This is a genomic window from Verrucomicrobiia bacterium (assembly GCA_036268055.1).
Classification (GTDB): Bacteria; Verrucomicrobiota; Verrucomicrobiia; order Limisphaerales; family Pedosphaeraceae; genus DATAUW01.
Map to the genome: position 1 here is coordinate 38,883 of DATAUW010000041.1, position 21,143 is coordinate 60,025.

The following is a 21,143-nucleotide window of genomic DNA, read 5'->3' on the forward strand; positions in this document are numbered from 1 at the left end:
ATTTTTTTAGAGAAAGACCTTGCATCGGCGGTGGATTGAAGTAACTTGTCCTACCTTGATCGCGGGGTGGAGCAGCCCGGTAGCTCGTCAGGCTCATAACCTGAAGGCCGTAGGTTCAAATCCTACCCCCGCAACCAATTTCTTCCTTACCCCCGCCTGTTGCCCAAAGAACCTGCAACAGCAATTCTCGACAAACTGGATCAGTGTATCCGTGAATTATCTTAGTCTCTCCATTCAGTGGATTGCCCAAAAATTGTTTTAGGATACCAGTTCTGCGGACGGATGTTTAAGCTGTCCGTCGAGCGTGGCGAGTTTGAAACCATGTTTTGAAGCCAAATCAGCCAGATAATGATCCGTCACCTGGCCGGAAGTCCGGGGACGACTGTTCAAAGCAGGGAGATCATCGGGGATTCTGTCCGCTTTGGTTTGAATGGCAAATTGGTTCAGTCCGGTTCGAGCATCTTTCATCGCAAAATTAAAAGCCCGGCGATGTGCGCTGATACGAAGAAACCCAAGCTCGGAGATGGGCACAAAACAAGGTCTTTTTGTCCCAGCCAAGTTTTGGCTTTAGCATGATCCGGATGCTGAGTCCAAATCGCCGCGAGCAAGACGTTCACGTCCAGGAGATATTTCATGGAAATTCCGCCAAAAGTTCTTTTACAGCTTCTATCTTCACCGGCACGTCCGATTCTCCCACGGTATAACGCCCGCGTTTGACGAACTTAACTTTGGCCGGGCGAGATTCCGGCTGCTCTACCGGTTTTACCAGCGTAAGTGTAAAATGTCCTTCCGAGGCGCTTTCAAAGACAAAGACCTGCCCGGGCTTGGCTCCCGGCAACTGGACTCGCCGGCGGTTATCAGCTTTCACCGTAATCATACGAGGATTATCCCACATTTTTAGCCTGAATCAAAATGTTTTGCATGTGGCGCTGATTCGCTAAACGTAGCGCGCCACAATAGGTGTTGTGGAAAGCAAAAACGCCATCCATCAGCACTGGGTTAACACACCTGTGCCGGACACGACTAAAAACAACCTCGTTTTTGCGGCTATTTGCTTCGTGCATCACGATTTCGATACCCCGCTTTGGGGGAATGACAGGGCTCGGGAATTTGTTGATGATTTTTGATGCCTTTAAATTTAATGCCCGCCCTGCCCGCGATGTGCCGGCAGAATTTTTTTAATTTTAAACCGCGATTCGTTCGCAGCGTTGCCGCCGTATTGTTGTTTGCGATGCCGGCATTGCCGGGTTTTGCGCGAGAGCAGACGGATGTTCGCGAATCGCTCGATGCCTGCAACGTGACGTGGAATGAACCGGGGCCGACTTCGGCGGAATCCATGCCGCTGGGCAATGGCGACATCGGTCTGAATGTGTGGGTCGAGCCGAGTGGTGATCTGCTTTTCTACATCGGCAAAAGTGATTCGTGGGATGAAGATGTGCGGTCGGATCACGGCTTGATGAAGCTGGGAAAAATTCGCGTGTCGGCAAAACCCAATATGTTTGCCGCAGGCGCAAAATTTTCGCAGATGCTCAAGTTGCAGGATGGCGAGATTCAAGTGGATGAAGGCTCGGGCACTGAGGCGATTCATTTTCGCGTTTGGGTGGATGCGAATCATCCAGCGATTCATGTTGAAGCCAAAAGTGACGGGCAGCCGGTCTCGCTGGCGGTGGCGTTGGAAGATTGGCGACTGTCGCAGAGGAATCCGGATGTCATTCTGCCGAATCAGACTAACCAGATTGTCTGGTATCATCGGAATGGTTTATCGGCTCAGCATGTTAGCAACTTAACTTTTGGCGGAGTGATTGAGGGCAAAGGCTTTGTCAGCACGAATGCCGCGATGCTCGAATCGTCTTCGCCCGCGAAAACTCAAGTGGTGTCCGTTTATCCGTTGACCGCAGCGACAGCTACGCCGGATGAATGGGTGTCGAAGGCCGAGGCGCAGGCGAAGCAACTTGAATCGGTGAAATTGGAGCGCGCGCGCGCTGAGCATCAAAAATGGTGGTCACAATTCTGGCATCGCAGTTGGATATTTGTCAGTGGCGATCATCATGCTGATGAGGTAAGCCACGCATATATTCTTCAACGATTCGTCACGGCGTGCGCCGGGCGCGGGGCGTATCCGATCAAGTTCAACGGCTCGCTGTTCGTGGTGGATGATCCCGCGTTGCCGCAAGGCAATGGCCGCGCGCCGCGCGCGGTGACGGCGGACTATCGCACCTGGGGCGGGCAATATTGGTTTCAAAATACGCGGGCGATGTATTGGCCGTGCCTGGAGGCGGGCGATTTTGAGATGATGCTGCCGCTGTTCAAAATGTATTCGGCTATGCTGCCCGCGAATGCGGCGCAGGTTCGCGAATATTATCATCACGGCGGCGCGTACTTCGCCGAGACGGCGCCGTTCTGGGGCGGGTTGCGGTATTGGGGGCCGGAAGTGAAGGAGGATTGGACCGGGCATTATTTCACGCCGATCCTCGAATTGAGCATGATGATGTTTGATTATTATGAGTTCACCGGCGACAAAAAATTCGCGAAGGAAATGCTGGTTCCGGTGGCGTCGGCTGGCGTGCAATTTTTTAATGAACATTTTGGCCGTGACGACCAGGGTAAAATCCTTTTGGACCCGGATAACGCGATTGAGATGTATTGGAAAGTCCACGATCCCGCGCCAGACATCGCTGGTTTGCGAGCGATTCTGCCGCGCCTGATTGCGCTGCCGGATGATCTGGTCACGGCATCCAATCGGGTTGCGTGGCAGAAAATGTTGGGTGAAATTCCGGAATTGCCCGTCGGAACTCGCGATGGAAAAACCGCCCTGCTCCCTTACACCGGCCCGCAAACTGCGCGGTTTCGCAACGGTGAAAACCCGGAGCTATATGCGGTTTATCCTTTTCGGCTTTATGGAATCGGCGAACCGGATTTGAACCTGGCGATTGATACTTTTAACACGCGCCGGATGACGCAGATGGGCTGCTGGGTGCAGGACCCGATCCAAGCGGCGATGCTCGGCCTCACGGATGTCGCGCGAAAATATACGACGTATGATTTGACCAACAAGGAACCGCGCCTGAAGTTTCCGGTTTTTTGGGCCAAGAAAAATGATTACGCGCCGGACGAAGACGATGGCGGCAATGGCCAACATGCGTTGCAGGAAATGTTGATGCTCACGCAGGGCAGCAAAATATTTCTGCTGCCCGCATGGCCGCAGGGTTGGGATGCCGATTTCAAATTAAACGCCCCGTTCGAGACCACGGTCGAGGGACGCGTTCAGAATGGAAAAGTCGTCAATCTCGTAGTCACTCCCAAAAAACGCGCGGCGGATGTGGTGGATATGTCGGCGCATTAACACTCAAAAGACATATACCGATGAACTACGAAATTATTAATTCAAACTGTTTAATGGGCCGCCGTCGTTTTACAAATTTGATTCGCGCCAGTTTTGTATTTGCGTTGATGATGATGGCCTCCTTCGTGCGCGCGGATGATGAGCGCGTGACCAAAGACCTCGTTTATAGCACGGTGAATGGACGCAAGTTATTGCTGGATTTCTATCGTCCTGCGACGCCGCCGCCCGCGGATGGGTATCCGTTGATCATCAGCATTCACGGCGGAGCGTGGGCAGGCGCGGACCGCCACAACGATTTGATATTGCGCAAGCTCACCAATAGCGGTTACGCGCTGGCCAGTATTGATTATCGCGTCAGCGGCGAGGCGAAATATCCGGCGCAAATTGATGACTGCCGGGAAGCCGTGCGCTGGCTGGTGGCCAATGCCGCGTCACTGCACGTCAACACGAATAAATTTGTCGCCACGGGCATTTCCGCCGGTGGACATCTTTCGTTGCTGCTGGGTCTTTCACAGCCGCACGGAGATCGGACAATCAAGGCGGTTTGCGCGCTTTATGGGCCCGCGGATTTGGTCGAAATACTTCCGCCTGACATGCGCGACAAAAAGTCCAACGCTGTCGCCGCGTTGCTTGGCGGTTCAGTCACGGAAAAGCTGGCGCTCGCTCGCGAAGCCAGTCCGATCACTTATGTCAGCAAGGACTCGATTCCGATTCTGCTGTATCACGGAGAACAGGATAAACTCGTGCCTGTCGCCCAGAGCATTGCGCTGAATGCGGCGATGAAGGCAGCGGGAGCGCAATCAACGCTCGTCATTTATAAAGACAAAGGCCACGCCTTTGGGCTGGACGATCAAGCCCTGGCGCAAGTGAAAGAGTTTTACGACCGTTGCCTGAAAGATTAATTACGCTTCCGTTCTTTTTTGGAAAGGCCAGGTGCCGGAAATTGCGGACCAAATCAGGAACGCGACGATTCCGACAATCAAAGCTCCGGTGCTGTAGAGCATCTGATTTTCTCCGGAAGTCACAAAAAGAAAAATCCATCCGGCAAGGGCCAGCAAGGCAGGCAGCGGATACAGCCACATCTTGAACGGACGTTCACTGGCGGGTTTGATTTTGCGCAGCCGCATCACCGCAAAGATTTGGCCGATGAATTGCACGAGAATGCGCATGGTTACGAGCGTATCAATCACGACTTGCAAAGGGTAAAAACTCGCGGCGATGGATAACACGCCGATGAGCAGCAGGGAGAAGTGCGGAAATTGTTTTGTGCGATGGAGTTTTCCAAAAATCCGGAAGAAGCCGCCGTCCTGTGCCGCCGCGAAGGGAATGCGCGAGTATCCGAGCATCAAGGCGAATACGGAAGCAAAGCTCGTCCAGAGCACCATGACCGTAAAAATCAAGGCGGCTTTTGAACCGTAAAGTTTTTCGATAAAGATGGAAGCGATTGGCGGCGCATCCGCGTTGGGATCTTTAAGCGCAAATTCGCGCCACGAAATCACGCCGTTGATCGAGAGATTCATCGCAATATAGATGACAGCAACAGCAAACAGGCTGATAAGAATGGAGCGTGGAATGACCTTGCCGGGATTTTTAACTTCATCACCCAAATAGCAAACGTCGTAATAACCAAGATAATCGTAAATGCCAATCCGAGCGGCTGCGCCAATGCCAAAAACAAAACCCATGCTGAAATCAAACGCCTTCGGCGGAAAATCGAATGCAATGCGGGGATTGAAATGGCCCGCGCCACCGAAGATGACCACGCCCGTGGTCAACAAAACACCGATCCAAAGCGCAACGGTGATTTTTCCAATGGAATTAATTTTGCGATACAGCAAGGCGATGGCGACGACGCCCAGCGCCGCCGTAATGAGTTTTAATCGCAGGTCCAACTGCGCATCGCCGGCGACCGGCCAAAAATAATGCAGGTATTGTTTGAAGCCGATGAAGCCGGTGCCGATTTCCAACGGGCCGCTGATGATGAATTGCCAGATGAAAAGAAACGCCATCAGGCGTCCCCAGGTTTCGCGGCCAAAACCTTCGCGCAAATAAACGTAGGAACCGCCCGAACCGGGCATGGCCGCGCCGAGTTCCGCCCACACCAAGCCATCGGGAATCGCGATGAGCAAACCGACGATCCAGCCGAGCATCGCCTGGGGACCGCCGCCATTGATCGCGCCCATCAGTGCAGGAATCGTGATGAACGGCCCGACGCCGACCATGTTCGACATGTTGAGCGCGGTGGATTGGAGCAGACCGAATCGGCGTTGAAGGTGGGGAGATTCGGCGGCAGAAGGTTGGTTTGCCATGCGCGGATTTTGTATGCGATGCGAAGGCGCGCGGAAAGTTTAAAGTTATGAAGGGCGATGACCGGTAGTGGAGTGGAAAGCAATTCCTGGCGGACCGCGGGTCTGTGACCCGCAGCAAGGTTCATGCGGTCAAACCGGTCTTGAATCAGCCTGACGCGGCAATCTTAATTGTGAATTGCTGCGGGTCATAGACCCGCGGTCCGTTGGGAAGCGAAGGTGCTTGCGGGAATAATAATTATAATATTAGCTAACGCGCGCGTATGAGAAAAACTTTTTCCCTGCCGAGCCTCACGCTGGCCATGATTTTCCTGCTCAGCCATGCCGCATGCGCCGTGGATGGCTGGCCTTCAGACAATGACCATATTGTTTACCTGCGCGATGGCTGGACGGTATCGCCAAGCTCATCCGACACCAATGCCTCGCCCGATAGCCTGCCCGCTGGCGGACATCCGGCTTCCGTGCCGGAAACTGTGCTGGCTTCGCTCGTGGGTGACGGGGTTTACACAGATATTTTTACCGGCACGAATCTCGCAAAAATCCCCATGGAACCTTTTGAGAAGCCGTGGTGGTATCGCAAAGAAATTGACGTCACCGCCGACCAGGCGGCGGAAGGCGCGACGCTTATTTTTGAAGGCATTAATTATCGCGCGAACATCTGGCTCAATGGTCAAAAACTGGCGGGCGAAGATACTATTTTCGGCGCGTTTCGCATTTTTAAATTGGATGTCACCGGCCATTTGAAGGCGGGGAAAAACCGGCTCGCAGTGGAAGTATTTCCGCCGAAAAGCGGCGATTTCACGATGGGTTTTGTGGATTGGAATCCCAAGCCGCCGGACAAAAACATGGGTTTGTTTCGCCCGGTCAAATTACATTTTTATAATACCGTTTCGGTGGACAATGTATTTGTTGAAAGCAAAATTGATCACGCGAATTGGCGGACCGCGGCGTTGACCGTGCGGGCGGATGTCATGAACCATTCGGATAAATTGGTTCAGGCCGTGTTGAAAGGCGAAGTGGACGGGCGGCATTTTAGAGAATTGGTATCGCTGCGGCCAAAGGAAGAAAAGTCAGTGACTTTGACCACGCAGGAACATCGGGAACTTTTATTTGACGACGCACATCTCTGGTGGCCATGGGAATTGGGTGAGCCGAATCTTTATACGTTGAATTTAAATTGCGATGCGAATGGTGCCGTGTGCGACGAGACGAGCACGCGTTTTGGCATTCGCGAAGTTTCGGATTACGTCAATGCGGATGGCTATCGCGCTTACAAGGTAAACGGCAAACGTGTTTTGATTCGCGGAGGCGGTTGGGCGGATGAATTGCTGCTGCGCGAGAGCGAAACCAACCTGACCGCGCAGGTGCATTACACACGCGACATGAATCTCAACACGATTCGACTCGAAGGTATTTGGGGCAGCAGCCAGCGGCTTTACGATCTGGCCGATGAAAATGGTTTGCTGGTGATGGTAGGCTGGAGTTGCCAATGGGAATGGGGAAATTATTTTGGCGGCAAGGAAAATCCCAAATACGGCGGCTTCACCACCGAGGCGGAGATGACGCTCGGGACGAATTATCTTCATGACCAGGTTTATTGGCTGCGCAATCATCCGTCCATTTACGTCTGGGTGCTCGGCAGTGACAAACTGCCGCGACCGGATATGGAGCGGCGTTATGATTCCATGCTTGCGGTGATTGATCCGACGCGCCCGACGTTGAAAAGCTGCGGCGGCGGCACGAGCGATGTGAGCGGGCCTTCGCGCGTGAAGATGGAAGGTCCTTATGATTATGTGACGCCGGATTATTGGTATCTCGACGACAAACACGGCGGCGCGTACGGCTTCAACACCGAGACCGGTCCCGGCCCGCAACCACCGCCGCTGGAAAGTCTCAAGCGCATGTTTCCGGGCGACGAACTTTGGCCGATCAACAGCGCGTGGAATTTTCATTGCGGACGCGGTGAATTCGGCAACATGAAACGCTACCTGAAAGCGTTCGATGCGCGTTATGGCAAGGCCGATACGGTTGAGGATTTCGCCGCGCGCAGCCAGGCCGCGAATTACGAAGCGATTCGCCCGATGTATGAGGCGTTTTCCGCGAACCTGCCGAAGACCACAGGCATCATTCAATGGATGCTCAATCCGTCGTGGCCGAAATTATACTGGCAGCTTTACGATTATTATATGGTTCCGGGTGGCGCGTATTTCGGCGCGAAGAAGGGCGCGGCGCCGATTGCGGCGATTTATAATTACGGCGACGGCGGGGTTTATCTCGCGAACCAGGTGGATGCCGAGCAAGGCGAAATGCAAATGACGATCAACGTCTATGATTTGGAATCGAAAAAGGTTTTCTCTACCAACATCACGGCGGAGTGTCCCGTGTTCGGCGCTAGGAAACTTTTGGATCTGCACACGGTGAAATTGCCCACGCCGGTGTATTTTCTGGAATTGCAGGTCACCAATAGCGCCGGAAAAGATGCGGCGGATAATTTTTATTGGTTGTCGGCCAAGCCGGATTTGCTGGATGAGAAAAAGAGCGAGTGGTACGTGACGCCGAATACGTCATTCGCGGATTTTACGGCTTTGAATCGGTTGCCCAAAGCGCATGTGGACTCCACGGTTTATTTTACTCCGACTGCGGGCGGTATGGATGCGGAAGTCACGCTCGCGAACACGGACAGTCATCTGGCGTTTTTTGTGGAGATGTCGGTCGTGGGGGCGGTGTCGTATGAAATACTCACGCCGGTGGTGTGGACGGATAATTACGTTTCCTTGCCGCCGGGCGTGAAACGGGTTTATCGGGCGCATATTCCTTCGGTCGCGCTGGGAGAGAGACCAGAATTGCGGTTGGAAGGCTGGAATTTGCGGTAGGCAAGCAAAACCGGGGAGCAACCGGACATTGTTCGCGATGATAGCCAAGGTGGAAACGCCTGCGGTTTTGAAGAGCGCATTTGTATCCTATGGAAGGGTGGATTGTATTGGGGAAATGTGGCATGGTGGGGGACAGTTCTTTGAAAATGGAGCTGATAGTTGACATGGAGCCGGGTTGGGTGACCAAGGTTTTCTGAAGGGCGAGATGGATAAAAAACGCCATTGAAGTGTTTTAAGCGAGCCAAAAAGGCTGGGTCAGTTGAAATTTGGTTCGGAAAAGTTCGCCTGAGTTCGCGTTGGCTCGGATAAGTTCGGATAAGTTCGCTTAACGGAGGAAAAAAAATTATTGAGTGAATGGCCTGTGCCTTACCGGCTTGCCAATAAAATCGCTTCCCGTGGCGTCTTTGCTCGAACGGGTTAGCGACATTCCAAGAGCCGTTAGGCCATGGACCGATACCCCAAATGCGAGCGTTAAAACTTGATTTTAAGGGCAATTCTGCGAGGATTGCTCCTTACATGACTTACCGGCGCGACGAATCTAAGGAATCCAACTCACAGGCTATTCATCCGGATGGAGTGGGTATCTTTTCCAAAGACGTTTCGCAATTACTTGGAAGCTGGGCGGCAATGGCACGAGACCAGCTAAGTCACCAATGATGAGCCGTTTAGAAATCGTCAAGGGAGGCGTAAAGGGGTTCAACTGGCGAATGATTTACCTGGTTGTAACTCTGCTGATTGCGTTGATGCATCAAGACGCATTGGCGAGCTTAAACGTCGTTGCGACCAACGCGCCGATGCACAAGATTCAGGTCAGCGATCCGGCGGCGGCCAAACAAATCGAGGCATCCGGCGGACACCTGCTGGCTGATTATGGCAGCTACAAATTATACGAGACACCCATGCTGACCTCGAAGCTTCTTTCCAGCCGACGCGCCGAATTGCGCGATCGCTATAATTTGATTCTCCTGAATGCCGGCCATCTCGACACGACGAGTCCACAGATGAAGGCTGCGCGCCGAAGCGCCGGTTTTTTTACGGGCAAGCACCTGCATCTCGTCCAGTTTGTCGGGCCGGTGCAACCATCCTGGCGAAATGAATTACTTGCTGCCGGGGTGCAAATCATTTCCTACATTCCCGAAAATACTTATCTCGTTTATGGCGATGCGGCCAGTCTTGCGCGCGTGCAAAATTTTGCCAGCACTACGCCGCACGTGCAGTGGAATGGCAGTTATCTCGACGACTATAAAATTCATCCGATGGCGCGTGACGTGGACAAGCAGGGTCATCCGCGAAATATCGGCACCGATCTTTTTGAAATCCAACTCGTCGCTGACGACGCTGCCAACACAAACACTTTGAACCTGCTCAATCAGTTGAAATCAGAACCCTTCAAACGCAACAGCCGCGTGGCGCAATATTTGAATATCATCGCGCGGCTCGATGCGAAGCAGTTGAAACAGATCGCGGCCCAGCCGGACGTGGTCGCGATACTGCCGTATTTCAAGCCGCAAAAACTGGGCGAGCGGGCGGACCAGATTATAGCGGCCAATCTCACCGGCACGGTTCCCAGTGCACCGGGATATTTATCGTGGCTCGCCGGACTCGGTTTCACACAGGCGCAATTCACCGCTTCGGGACTGGTCGTGGACATTTCCGATAGCGGCGTGGATAACGGCACGACTTTGCCGACCCACTTTGGCCTTTATACTTCGGGCGACGAAACCAATCTCAGCCGAGTCGTTTATGCGCGGTATGAAACGAACGCCAGCTACGACGATAATTCTCTCGAAGGCTGCGATGGCCACGGCACGATCAACGCGCATATCATTGCCGGCTATGATGATTTTCCCGATTTTCCTTTTGCCGACACTAATGGATTTCACTACGGCCTTGGCGTCTGCCCGTTCGTCAACATTGGTTCCTCGGTCATCTTCGATTCGGCGGACATGGATAATTTTTATTTTCCGAACTACAACAATCTTCAATCGGAGGCTTATCACGATGGCGTTCGCATCAGTAATAATAGTTGGGGCGGGCGAAATTCCGAGGGCGTTTACGATTCTGATTGCCAGAATTATGATGCGCTCGTTCGCGACGCCCAGCCGACCAATTCCACTTACCCGGCCGATGGCAATCAGCCGATGGTGATCGTCTTCGCGGCGGGTAATGACGGCCCGATGGCCCAAAGCATGGACTCGCCCAGCACGGCAAAAAATGTGATTACCGTCGGCGCGGCGGAAGGCGTGCAGGCATTCGGTGGCGCTGACCACAGCAATATTCCTGATTCCCAGGCGGACAGCGCGAATGACATTGCGGTGTTTTCCAGCCGCGGCCCCTGCGCGGATGGACGTTTCAAACCGGATCTGGTCGCTCCCGGGACGCACATCAGCGGCGGGCTTATTCAGGCGACCAATGACCTGGTGAATTTTCCCGATGGCGATGCCGATGCTTGCTTTCAGGGCGCGGATGTTTCCGGCGGCCCGAACGGTTCCATTTTCTGGCCGAGCGGCCAGCAATTTTATACGGCGTCATCGGGCACGAGCCATTCCACGCCGGTCGTCTCCGGTGGATGCGCGCTGGTGATGCAGTATTTTTTGAACAGCTTCACCAATCTGCCGAGCCCCGCGATGGTCAAAGCTTATTTGATGAACTCCGCGCGTTATCTCAATGGCGACGGCGCCAATGACACCCTGCCCTCGCAAAGCCAGGGCATGGGCGAAATGAATCTTGGCCAGGCGTTCGACGGCACGCCGCGAATTTTGCGCGATCAACTTCCACAAGACCTTTTCACCAACAGCGGCCAGATCCGCACCGTCACCGGCACGATCGTGGATACGAACAAACCTTTCTGCATCACGCTCGCATGGACCGATGCTCCCGGCACACTGACGGGAAATGCCTATAACAATAACCTCGACCTGAGCGTGACCGTCGGCACGAACACGTATAAGGGGAATGTCTTCAACGGCGCGTATTCCGCCACGGGTGGAGCCGCCGACGGCCAAAATAATGTCGAAAGCGTTTTTCTTCCGCCCGGCACGTCGGGAAATTTCAACCTGACCGTCGCCGCCACGAGCATCAATTCGATCGGCGTTCCCAATACAAACGACGCCGTGAACCAGGATTTCGCGCTTGTCGTTTATAATGCCCAGGCGGTTTCTCTGCCGATCGTGATACCGGACGGCACCAGCCTCGAATCGGAAACTTGCACGAATGGCGCGATTGACCCTGGCGAGACGGTGACCGTCAATTTCACTTTGCAAAATATCGGCACGGCAAATTTCAGCAACCTGGTTGCCACGCTGGAGGCCAACACCAATATCACCGGCGTGAGCGCGCCGCAAAGTTATGGTGCGCTGGATGCCGCCGGTCTGCTGGTCAGTGAGGCTTTTACTTTTACCGCGAACGGCGCATGCGGTGACACCATCAACGCGACATTGCAGTTGCAGGATGAGGGCGTGAATGTGGGGACGATTACTTTTCCCTTGTCGCTCGGCAAATTGACTTTTGCGCCGACGTTGATGGAGAATTTTGACGAGTTGGCCACGCCCAATCTTCCGCCGGGTTGGACCAGTTCGGCCACGAATGCGGAAGCGCCGTGGGTCAGTTCCACGAACCTGTTCGATACTGCGCCCAACGCGCTTTTCGTCGGCGAACCTGACATGCCGGGCTTGAGCGAACTTGACATGCCGGTCATCCATATCCAGACGGCGTCTGCCCAGCTTACGTTCATGAACGATTATGATTTCGAAGCATTCCCGACGAATGATCCCTCGCCAACGATGGCATTCGACGGCGGTGTGCTGGAGATCAGCGTGGATGGCAGACCCTATGCGGACATCCTCGCGGGTGGCGGCAGTTTCGTTACGGGCGGTTACAATTCCACAATCACCAACAATGACGCAAACCCACTCAATAATCGCGCCGTATGGGGCGGCAGTTCGGGCGGCTTTATTCAGACGGTGGTAAATCTTCCCGCGAATGTGGCCGGGCACGACGTCCAACTGCGCTGGCTTTTCGGAACGGACATGGGCAATGCCTATGGCGGTACGGGATGGTACATTGACACGGTCACGATGATTGATGGTTATTTTACCTGCTGCACTCCTTTGGTTGCGCCCACGATTTCCAATCCGCAATTCGACGGCACGAACGTGACCTTCACTTTTCAAACCGTGCCCGGGCAGACTTATTCGGTGCAGTTTAAGAATGATTTAAACGATTCTTTCTGGACAACTTTTCAATCCGTCACCGGCGACGGCACGATGCAGCAAATCTCCGACACGCCCGGCTTGCCGCAGCGATTCTATCGCGTGAGTTCGCCTTGAGATCAGCTTCGGATGACCGGCGGGACATTCGGCAAAGGCACGAGTGATTGCCGGTTGGTGCGATACCCCGGAATCGCCGTCTCGCGAAATTCCTTCGTTAATCTTTCGCGCCCCAGCAAAATAAAAAAGAGATCGAAGAAGACATTCGGTATGCAGAACAGCATTACCGGAAAAATGGCGCCGAACAGGATCGTCCAGGCCGGCGCGAAGGCCGGTTTTTTGGTCGTCAATCCCATCCACATTCCCAGCCATCCAATTGCGAAAATATCCGCCACCAATATCAAAAGTTTGTATCCCATGAGGACCGCATTGATAAATGACGCGGGAATGGCTCCATTGAACAAATTGCCGTTCGAGAATCCCGTGCCGATTCTCATGAATCCCGCTACACTCCGGGTATCAGTCATCTGCAATATCAGAACGAACAAATAAGCGCCGCAAAAAACCAACACGGGCCCCAGCATGACCCGCCGAAACGCAAGCCATTGTCCGCGGATGATATCACGGGCTGTCAAGGGCGTGCTCAGGATCAATTCCAGTGAACCATTGCGCCGGGCATCCGCAAAAAAACGGCATGCCTCGGTAGCTGCGAAGACTTTCAATACAAAAGCGAGCGCCAAAAAAAAGAAAAGCGAGCCTCGAAGGACTGCCTCGTCCGCCTTCATATAGAAAAGAGAAAATGCGAACACGGCTGCAACTACAGCAATCGCCCAAATCCGCCAGCGAACCCCTCCCTCTCTCGCCGCCAGCCAAACCAGAGGACTTTGATCGAGCAAATGCGCGCGCTGGATGTTTCGCCGCGCACTCGCTCCTGCGCTGCGTGACACAGTAATGAATTTCGCCCTGCGCTCTTTGACCGGCCTGTCCTGCCACACCCGCGGCACCAGCCACGTCGTAACCGCGAGCATGCCCCACGCAAATAAATTCGAACTCGCCAGACACGCGCCGTAAGAAAATAAATTCGTATGTCCCAGCGCGCAGGCGAAAGGAAAGTAGGGGCTGAAGGAAATCGCGTAAACCCATGTCCGCGAAATGGGCAAAACTGATAACAACAAACCCAGCAATGGCAAACCGACCGTTGCCAGAATCAGCAGGCTCGTGGTATTCGCCGCCGCGCGATTAGCCTTGCGTGAGCACGCCGAAACCAGCATGCCCATTGTCAGTGAGAAAAATAACGCGTTCACCAGCGCGAGGGCCATACGCCAAAATTCCGCGCCAGTCACGCCGCCAAGCAACAGCGGCAGCCCGGTCACCGGCAGCACCGCGACCAAGCCGTACAGGGCGTTGAGTCCGACGGTGATGAATTTTCCCGAGACGATGTCATAACTTTTCAAGTCGGTGAGAAACAACAGTCCGAGTGTGCCTTCGCGTTTTTCCTGACTGATGCAATCGGACGCCAAAAAAACTCCCGCGAGCAGCGACAGTCCAAATGCGTAAAATGTCAGAATGGAAAAAAGCGCCCGTCCCATCCCGGGCGAAGCCGACCCCGAGATTTCATTGCCCACCAAAAACAAAAAACTCAGCGCGAGCGCGAAGGAAGTCGTCCACAGCCGCACGCGGTATGTTCCCTTGCGGCGGGTGGCGAGGCTCAATTCCCTTTCTACAATGGGCAGAAATACCATGACTCATTCGGGAGGCAGACTGGCCGGCTCAACGGTTTCAGGAACGTCACCGCGCAAGCGGCTCCAAATCGAAACCGGCGGCGTGTAGCGCTGCACCGCGCGCGTGCGAAATTCATCGTGTAATTTCCCCCACGATTCAAATCCCATTTTTAAATCCACCCCTAATCCGACGACCATATAAATCACCAAAAATAAAAGCCATTCTTCACTTCTGCCAACTTGTGAAAATATAAGCAAAGAAATGATGATCAATACCCAAGGGAAAAGGAGCATCCATCGTAACACGATGCCTGTCGTGCGATTGGGATTTTTTGTCGTGAGGCTCACCCACATGGCCATCGCGCTCATCGCGTACAAATCCGCGAAAAGCATTACCGTGATTCCAATGGCGTAACACACCGAGCCCACGGTTTCGTCTGCACCCGGTGATTCCTGCTGAATGCCTGCCAGCAGCAACAATCCTTCGGTCACGAGAATCGTTATCACCGGCCAGAGAAACTGCCGCCGCAACGCGAGCATTTGTCCGCGCAAAATATCCGGCACGGTGAGCGTGGTCGAAAGCAGCAATTCGAGCGCGCCACTTTTACGGTCTTGTCCCAGCCGGTATCCCGCTTCGGACGTCACCCAGATTTTGAGCGTCGTATTCAAGACGACCGCTGTCAGAAAAAAACCATAGACGCTGGTCCAATCACGCCCGCCCGCTGCCGCGCCCCACAGCCAGAGACCCGCGTAGCCGATCAACACCAGCCAGATCAGCGCGTGCTTGAATCGCCCCCGCCCCGCCAGCCAGGAAAACGCGTTGCTATCCAACTGTTGTGTGCGCACCGCGTGTCGCTCGGCGCCGTTGAGGTCGTTGACGCCAAGGGAATTTTTGCGCGAGCTGGCGGCTTTGTCCTGCCATGAGCGCGGCACGATGAAACTTGCCAACGCCAGCATCAGCCAGCACGTTCCTTGCGTAATGGCGACGGACAGCCAAAAATCGTCCTTGCTCGTTTTATAGACTATATCCGGCGCATAAACCATCGCGGAATCCGGTGTGCCGATCTCGAAAAAATGATTGAGTCTTGGCCAGGCGTTGCCACGACTGGTCCATCCTTGAAACAATGGAAAACCAAAAGCGAATATTCCCAGCAGCACCAGCGTCGCGCTCATCGCCTTCCGCGGATATTTGCTGATGGAAGAAACGAACATTCCGGCGCAAAGCGAAAACAGGCAGGTGTTCGCCAGTACCAGCGCCGTGCGCCAAAATTCGCCTTGCGTCACGCCGCCCATCAAAAGCGGAATCGCCAGCACCGGAAAGATTGAAACCAAACCATAGAAACGGTTGAGCGAAGTCGCAAACAATTTGCCGATGACCACGTCGTAACCCTTCAAGTCCGTAAGAAATAGCAAGCCCAGCGTGCCTTCGCGTTTTTCCTCGCTGATGCAATCGGCCGTGGCCGTGCCCGCGCAAAACGCATAAATGAACGCCAGCCAGGAAAGCGTTTGAAAAATATTTCTCCCTTGCTGCTCCGGCCCGGTCGAGCCCGGCGAATCGTTATACACGAACATCCCTAGGCCGATGGCGATCAGCGCGGCGATTGTGCGCGAAAAGTAAGTGAATCGCCGGCGGGAGGCGAGTCGCAATTCGCGCTCGACGATGGGCAGAAACGTCATGGGAAGCTCACGTGATGATGGGCGGCGCCACGGTAATGGGCGCCGTTCTCGAAGACAGCTGCGGACGATGAATCATGGTTTCGTTTCCCCGCGCCACTCGTTCGGCAAAACGGGTCAACAGTTGATTACGCGCCCACCAGATGAGGAAAATATTTTTCACCAATTCAAAGATCCCGGCGAATACCACGCCGATCCAAAAGGGCAATCTGGCCCGGCCCGCTGACATCATTCCAAATACCATGATAAACATCTGGATCAAATATGGCAAAACGACAACGAAACAAACCGTCTTCAATATCGCCATGGAGGCTTTGCGCGAAGTCACGCCCATCCACATGCCGAACCAGGCCATGGCGAGGAAATCGCCCGCAAGGGTTACAAGGCCGCAAATACCACTGATGATCCAGTACGTGTCCAATGGCGTGGATGGGGGCGTTAACAAATGCCGGGCATTTGAAATTTCATGAACCAGACTCACAACTTGCATCGCCAGAATCACGAGCACGGGCAGCCAGAAATTTCGGCAGATGGCTTTCCATTGGGCGAAAACGATTTGGCGGGGCTTCACTGGCGTGACCAGAATCAATTCCAGCGCGCCGTTGCGGCTGCTCTCCACAAAAAAGCGGCAGGCTTGCGATGCGACCCATAGCATTATGACGACCACGAGCAGCGCGTGGGCGGATGACAATGCGTTATAAGCTTTCTGGGAATCCCATATATATAAGTCCATGCCCATCCAAAGGGCCGCGATCAGCACCGCCAGCCAGATCAGCCGCGCCATCCAGAGGTCGCGCAACGCAAGCCATAAAATAGAATCCCGCGAAAGCGTTTTGCGACGGAATGCCAACCGCGCCTTGCGTCCGCCGTAGCGCCACCATTGAATCATGGATCGGCGCGGCCCTTTCGCAGAAGCGGTTTTTTCCTGCCACGCCCGTGGAATGCAAATCGCTGCCGCTGCCAAAAAGATCCATGCCAATAAATTTTGCAATCCAAGATACGACCAAAAACTTCCTTTCAAATCCCCCGCATGTTCGAAAAGAAATCCTGGACTGAGGACGCTCGTGATCGGTTTGAATTTTGTGTCGTCCCAATGCGTCAGTCCCAGGTCCAGCCACGGCAAGCCAACGAGCAGCGCGAGATTGATGAACAGCGTCGCGTTCATCGTCTTCATCACTTCGCGGCTGATGGAACTGGCAAAGATTCCAACCGCGAGAGAAAGAAAAAGCGTGTTGCAAATTACCAGGAGCGAGCGAGCGAATTCCGTTCCGGTGACGCCGCCGACCAGCAAAGGCAGCGCGAGAATCGGCAGTGCCGCCAACAGGCTGTAAAATGCCTGGAGTGAGTGCGACATCAGTTTGCCCAGCACCACGTCGTAACCATGCAAATCAGTGAGAAAAAGCAAACCCAACGTGCCTTCGCGTTTTTCTTCGCTTAACGAATCCGAGGTAAAAAATACTCCCGTCGAACAAACAAAAATGAAGGCGATCCATCTGAGTGTGCTGAATTGCGCCTGCCCCGGGCTTCCGAATGGCGACGACATCGTAAACAGCACCAGCGTCATCACGAACATCAGCAACATGAACGCGGCCGCGATCACCCGCAGCCAATAGCTCATCTGCCGGCGCGCGGCGATCCGCAATTCGCGTTCAACTATGGGCAGAAAGGTCATGTAAAATTTGTCCACTGGTGGGCGGCATGCCAACGGTTCCCACGGAAAACCAGGCTGGAACTTGTCACTGAGTTTCGCCGCGCGTGACGCGCAGGAAAACTTCCTCAAGGCCTAGCTCGTCTTCCTGCAACGCGGTAAGGCGCAGCCCCGCGCGAATCAGCATGTCGGCGACAAAGCTATGGTCAGTGTCATGATTCACCATCATGACTTTGATGCGGCCATCCACCGGCGTGACTTCGGCAACTTCGGGGCGGGTCTTCAATAATTCCACGGCCCGATCAGTTTCGGCGGCGACTTTCACCCAGACAATCAAACCCGCCGCCATCTGATCGCGAACGCCTTGCACCGGACCGCTGTAAATCAATTTGCCCTTTTCGATGATGGCGACGCGATTGCACAACGTCTGCAACTCACTGAGAATGTGCGATGAAATGATGATCGTTTTTCCGAGGCGCTGGAGTTCCTGAAGAATCGCCATCATTTCAATGCGCGCGCGCGGGTCGAGACCGCTTGCCGGCTCATCCAGCAAGAGCAGTTGCGGATCGTGAATCAATACGCGCGCCAATCCCAGGCGTTGCTGCATGCCGCGGCTCAAAGCGCCGATCAATGCGCCTTTTTTTTCGCTGAGGCCAACCAGTTCAAGCACGTCGTTGACCGTCTTCTCGCGTTGCGCCGTCGGAATTTTGTAACACGCGCCGAAGAAATCCAGATATTCCGTGACCTCCATGTCTTTATACACGCCAAAAAAATCGGGCATATAACCGATGACATGACGGACGGCGTCGGCGTCATTGACGACATCATGGCCAAGGACTTTGGCCTGGCCCGACGACGGCGCCAGAAAGGTGGCGAGGATGCGAAGCGTGGTGGTCTTGCCCGCGCCATTGGAACCAATGAAACCGAAGAGATCGCCGCGATTGACGGTCAGGTCGAGCGAACTGAGCGCGGTCATGGAGCCGTAGGTGCGCGAGAGGCCAATGGTGTGCACAGCGGGCAACGGAGGGGCAGAGGCAGCAGCGTTCATAATATTAAATCATTGCGCGGATCCGGCGTTGATGGGAACGGAAATGCGCCAGAGCGTGTTCTTTTGGCTGCGGCGCGCCGAAAATTGGTTGAGCGGCGGGATGGGAGAATAGTTGGCGTCCCACGCGAGCAGCACGGCATTGCCTTGAGTGAGCAGCGCTGAAAGGTCGAGCCCCGGCGGACAGAGAAACCGCTCTCCGGATGTCCGCGAGAGGAACGAAACCGCCTCGGTGCTGTCCGGCAAATCCGTGATGTGCCCGCCATTGCCGCCGAAAGCGCGCTGGCGTGATTGCGCGGCGTTCATGAAATTTCCCGCCTGGCCGGAAACGAAATTGCCAATCGGCATTCCTTGTCCGGCCGAAATATGAATCGTCCTAGCTTGGCCCGCCGGAAGATTGCCAACGTCAATGATGTGATCGCCAACCGCCAACTTTGCATTCGATAAATCGCGATCGCGTAAATTATTTATGACAACCGTGGAATCGGAGCCGTTTGATGTGACGCTCAACTTGAGTGGCAGATCTTCGTGCTGCCACCAATCGCTTTCAAAAAGCTGGCTGGTCCAGACTGGCACGGAAATATCGGCGCGAAAATTATCACCCATTTGCAGAACGTCGGAACGCTCGCTCCCCTCTCCGCCGCCGACGAAACTGCTTTGAAACTCATCGCGGAATGTCGAAAAATGCTCCTGCGTTGCAACGCGATAGTTGGCATTCACCGGCGAATAAATTGAAGCGTAGCTGTGCCCGCGCAATTCCGCGCCGTCGCCGTTTACCAGCACATCCACGATGTGAAGCTCGTTCCATTCCGTTTCACCGGCGCGCAATTTGTAGCCGATGAAATAGATCAGCAGCGAGAAAAACACGACGTAACACGGAAAAGTGACCCATGTCAGCATCGGTCGTTTGATGCGCTTGAGCCAGTATTGATCGAGCGGCCCGATGACGACGAGATAGACGATCAGCAACAGCAGCAGCCATTCGACGGGCAATTTCCGCACCTGTTTGCTGTCAATCATGGCGCCGAACACACCGTCAATGCTCCAGCCACCGCGCGAGTTGATCATATTTTTTCCCGAGTTATCGCCGAAATAAAGATCGGGCGAAACCTCGGTGATCCTGGACCAGAATGACGGCAAATTATTCCAGATGCTGAAGGGCTTGCGTTCGGGACTGAACATCAGAGCTGTCACGCGCCCGCGACCCTGATGCGAAACCAAAATCAAGGGCGTGCCGTCGGCGGAAACCAATTCCTTGCCGCCGCGGATGGCGCCGACTGCGACCTGCAACGGTGAACTCTCGAACGCCGTGTCTTCGCGAACATCCGAATAGGGATTGAAGTCCGTCGGAATATTTCTGCCAAGCGGATGCAAGCTCGGCGGCAGCGGTGAGTCATGCAGCCATTTTTCCAGTTCGGGATGATTCTGCACCGAGCGCATGCCGGTCAAATCGCACGGCACGAGTTGTCGCAGCCACGGCACGGCATTGACGTCGGTGATTGCCTCGATGCCGATGATGAGATGTCCTCCCAGGTTCAGCCACGCCTCCAATGCGGCGACCTGTTGGTCGTTCAGTTCAGTGGCTTTTTCTGAATTGAGGTAAATAACATTCATCCCCTCCAGCGAAATCGGGTTGTCGGGAAAAATCGCGGTTTGCAGACGCGCGGTGGCCGGTTGAAGCTCGGCATCGCCAACATGCACCGCCCGCAATTCAGGAATGCCCGTGGCCGTGCGCGCCATCGCGCCGACGAGAGTGGCGCCGCTGCCTAAAGCGCGGCGAGGTTGTTTGCCAGACTGATCGGCATGAACCCGGCCGCGTTCATCCAGCAGGCGCACGTCCCAAGTGCTTTGATAACGCGCTGAGGAAAAAACCGGGATCACTACTCGTTTGAGCGTGCCCGTGGGCAATTCCACGACGAGCCGGTGTGTTTGGTTTTCATTGAATCGGCCGGCGGAAACTTCGACCACGCCGGTAAAGGCCGGCCCGTCATTTTTGATTTCGCAAACCACCGGAAACCAGCTTGCCTCGGGAACCAGTTCATCGTAGCCGAGAAATACGTCAAATTGAATCGCAGCTCGCGCGGCGGTCGCATGCAAAATCAAAAGCGCAAATATCAGTAAAAAAAAACGCAGCGCAGCCACAATTGCAAACGGGCGGAACGATGTCCTTGGTTTCACCATTTTAATATGAGTGATCTGATTCCCTCTCTTTATAAGCAGACCATTTTCGTTTAGCAATGTTCATTTGAACATCGCAAAAAATTTGCGGCTGCCTGCCTCCTGCCACGAACATGACACAGCGCTGCGAGAAAAGCAATTCCGCAA

The 21,143-nt window shown here is 54.3% G+C and carries 12 protein-coding genes and 1 tRNA gene; 5 read left to right on the forward strand and 8 right to left on the reverse strand.

What is annotated here, in order from left to right:
• Positions 1-60 precede the first annotated feature (60 nt).
• Positions 61-137: transfer RNA gene (locus VH413_19980), tRNA-Met, on the forward strand.
• 121 nt (positions 138-258) lie between these two features.
• On the opposite strand, the gene VH413_19985 is transcribed toward VH413_19980, so the two are convergent.
• Together VH413_19985 and VH413_19990 are read right to left on the reverse strand one after the other, a co-directional pair.
• Positions 259-531, reverse strand: a complete 273-nt coding sequence (locus tag VH413_19985) for a hypothetical protein (protein ID HEX3800982.1) — start codon at positions 529-531, stop codon at positions 259-261.
• 100 nt (positions 532-631) lie between these two features.
• The gene (locus VH413_19990) at positions 632-895 is read right to left on the reverse strand and encodes a hypothetical protein (protein ID HEX3800983.1); all 264 of its coding nucleotides are present in this window, start codon (positions 893-895) and stop codon (positions 632-634) included.
• A 231-nt stretch (positions 896-1,126) separates the two neighbouring features.
• On the opposite strand from VH413_19990, the gene VH413_19995 reads away from it, so the two are divergent.
• Together VH413_19995 and VH413_20000 are read left to right on the forward strand one after the other, a co-directional pair.
• The gene (locus VH413_19995; GenBank protein ID HEX3800984.1) at positions 1,127-3,343 is read left to right on the forward strand and encodes a DUF5703 domain-containing protein; all 2,217 of its coding nucleotides are present in this window, start codon (positions 1,127-1,129) and stop codon (positions 3,341-3,343) included.
• A gap of 107 nt (positions 3,344-3,450) precedes the next feature.
• Positions 3,451-4,245, forward strand: coding sequence for an alpha/beta hydrolase (locus VH413_20000; GenBank protein HEX3800985.1), 795 nt, complete (start codon positions 3,451-3,453; stop codon positions 4,243-4,245).
• Here the strand turns inward: VH413_20000 and VH413_20005 are convergent, their stop codons facing one another.
• Complete coding sequence (locus VH413_20005) at positions 4,246-5,652, reverse strand: APC family permease (GenBank protein ID HEX3800986.1); 1,407 nt, start codon at positions 5,650-5,652, stop codon at positions 4,246-4,248.
• 260 nt (positions 5,653-5,912) lie between these two features.
• On the opposite strand from VH413_20005, the gene VH413_20010 reads away from it, so the two are divergent.
• Together VH413_20010 and VH413_20015 are read left to right on the forward strand one after the other, a co-directional pair.
• The gene (locus tag VH413_20010) at positions 5,913-8,522 is read left to right on the forward strand and encodes a glycoside hydrolase family 2 TIM barrel-domain containing protein (GenBank protein ID HEX3800987.1); all 2,610 of its coding nucleotides are present in this window, start codon (positions 5,913-5,915) and stop codon (positions 8,520-8,522) included.
• A gap of 653 nt (positions 8,523-9,175) precedes the next feature.
• On the forward strand, positions 9,176-12,850 hold the full coding sequence (locus VH413_20015; protein HEX3800988.1) for a S8 family serine peptidase: 3,675 nt from the start codon (positions 9,176-9,178) through the stop codon (positions 12,848-12,850).
• A gap of 2 nt (positions 12,851-12,852) precedes the next feature.
• On the opposite strand, the gene VH413_20020 is transcribed toward VH413_20015, so the two are convergent.
• The 5 genes from VH413_20020 to VH413_20040 form a co-directional block, all read right to left on the reverse strand.
• Positions 12,853-14,472: an ABC transporter permease subunit gene (locus VH413_20020; protein HEX3800989.1), complete on the reverse strand. Its 1,620-nt coding sequence runs from the start codon at positions 14,470-14,472 to the stop codon at positions 12,853-12,855.
• 3 nt (positions 14,473-14,475) lie between these two features.
• Complete coding sequence (locus tag VH413_20025; GenBank protein HEX3800990.1) at positions 14,476-16,128, reverse strand: ABC transporter permease subunit; 1,653 nt, start codon at positions 16,126-16,128, stop codon at positions 14,476-14,478.
• 7 nt (positions 16,129-16,135) lie between these two features.
• Positions 16,136-17,797 (reverse strand): ABC transporter permease, encoded by a 1,662-nt coding sequence (locus tag VH413_20030; GenBank protein HEX3800991.1) that lies wholly within the window; start codon positions 17,795-17,797, stop codon positions 16,136-16,138.
• 64 nt (positions 17,798-17,861) lie between these two features.
• A complete protein-coding gene (locus VH413_20035) occupies positions 17,862-18,821 on the reverse strand; it encodes an ABC transporter ATP-binding protein (protein ID HEX3800992.1) in 960 nt (319 codons plus the stop codon).
• 9 nt (positions 18,822-18,830) lie between these two features.
• Positions 18,831-20,960 (reverse strand): hypothetical protein, encoded by a 2,130-nt coding sequence (locus tag VH413_20040; protein HEX3800993.1) that lies wholly within the window; start codon positions 20,958-20,960, stop codon positions 18,831-18,833.
• Positions 20,961-21,143 lie beyond the last annotated feature (183 nt).

What these genes read in the sequence shown, in the direction of transcription:
- VH413_20025 (HEX3800990.1), bottom strand. Translation starts at nt 16,128, where the DNA reads ATGACGTTTCTGCCCATCGTCGAGCGCGAATTGCGACTCGCCTCCCGC.
- VH413_20000 (HEX3800985.1), top strand. Translation starts at nt 3,451, where the DNA reads ATGATGATGGCCTCCTTCGTGCGCGCGGATGATGAGCGCGTGACCAAA.
- VH413_19995 (HEX3800984.1), top strand. Translation starts at nt 1,127, where the DNA reads ATGCCTTTAAATTTAATGCCCGCCCTGCCCGCGATGTGCCGGCAGAAT.
- VH413_20020 (HEX3800989.1), bottom strand. Translation starts at nt 14,472, where the DNA reads ATGGTATTTCTGCCCATTGTAGAAAGGGAATTGAGCCTCGCCACCCGC.
- VH413_20030 (HEX3800991.1), bottom strand. Translation starts at nt 17,797, where the DNA reads ATGACCTTTCTGCCCATAGTTGAACGCGAATTGCGGATCGCCGCGCGC.
- VH413_20015 (HEX3800988.1), top strand. Translation starts at nt 9,176, where the DNA reads ATGATGAGCCGTTTAGAAATCGTCAAGGGAGGCGTAAAGGGGTTCAAC.
- VH413_19990 (HEX3800983.1), bottom strand. Translation starts at nt 895, where the DNA reads ATGTGGGATAATCCTCGTATGATTACGGTGAAAGCTGATAACCGCCGG.
- VH413_20005 (HEX3800986.1), bottom strand. Translation starts at nt 5,652, where the DNA reads ATGGCAAACCAACCTTCTGCCGCCGAATCTCCCCACCTTCAACGCCGA.
- VH413_20010 (HEX3800987.1), top strand. Translation starts at nt 5,913, where the DNA reads ATGAGAAAAACTTTTTCCCTGCCGAGCCTCACGCTGGCCATGATTTTC.
- VH413_20035 (HEX3800992.1), bottom strand. Translation starts at nt 18,821, where the DNA reads ATGAACGCTGCTGCCTCTGCCCCTCCGTTGCCCGCTGTGCACACCATT.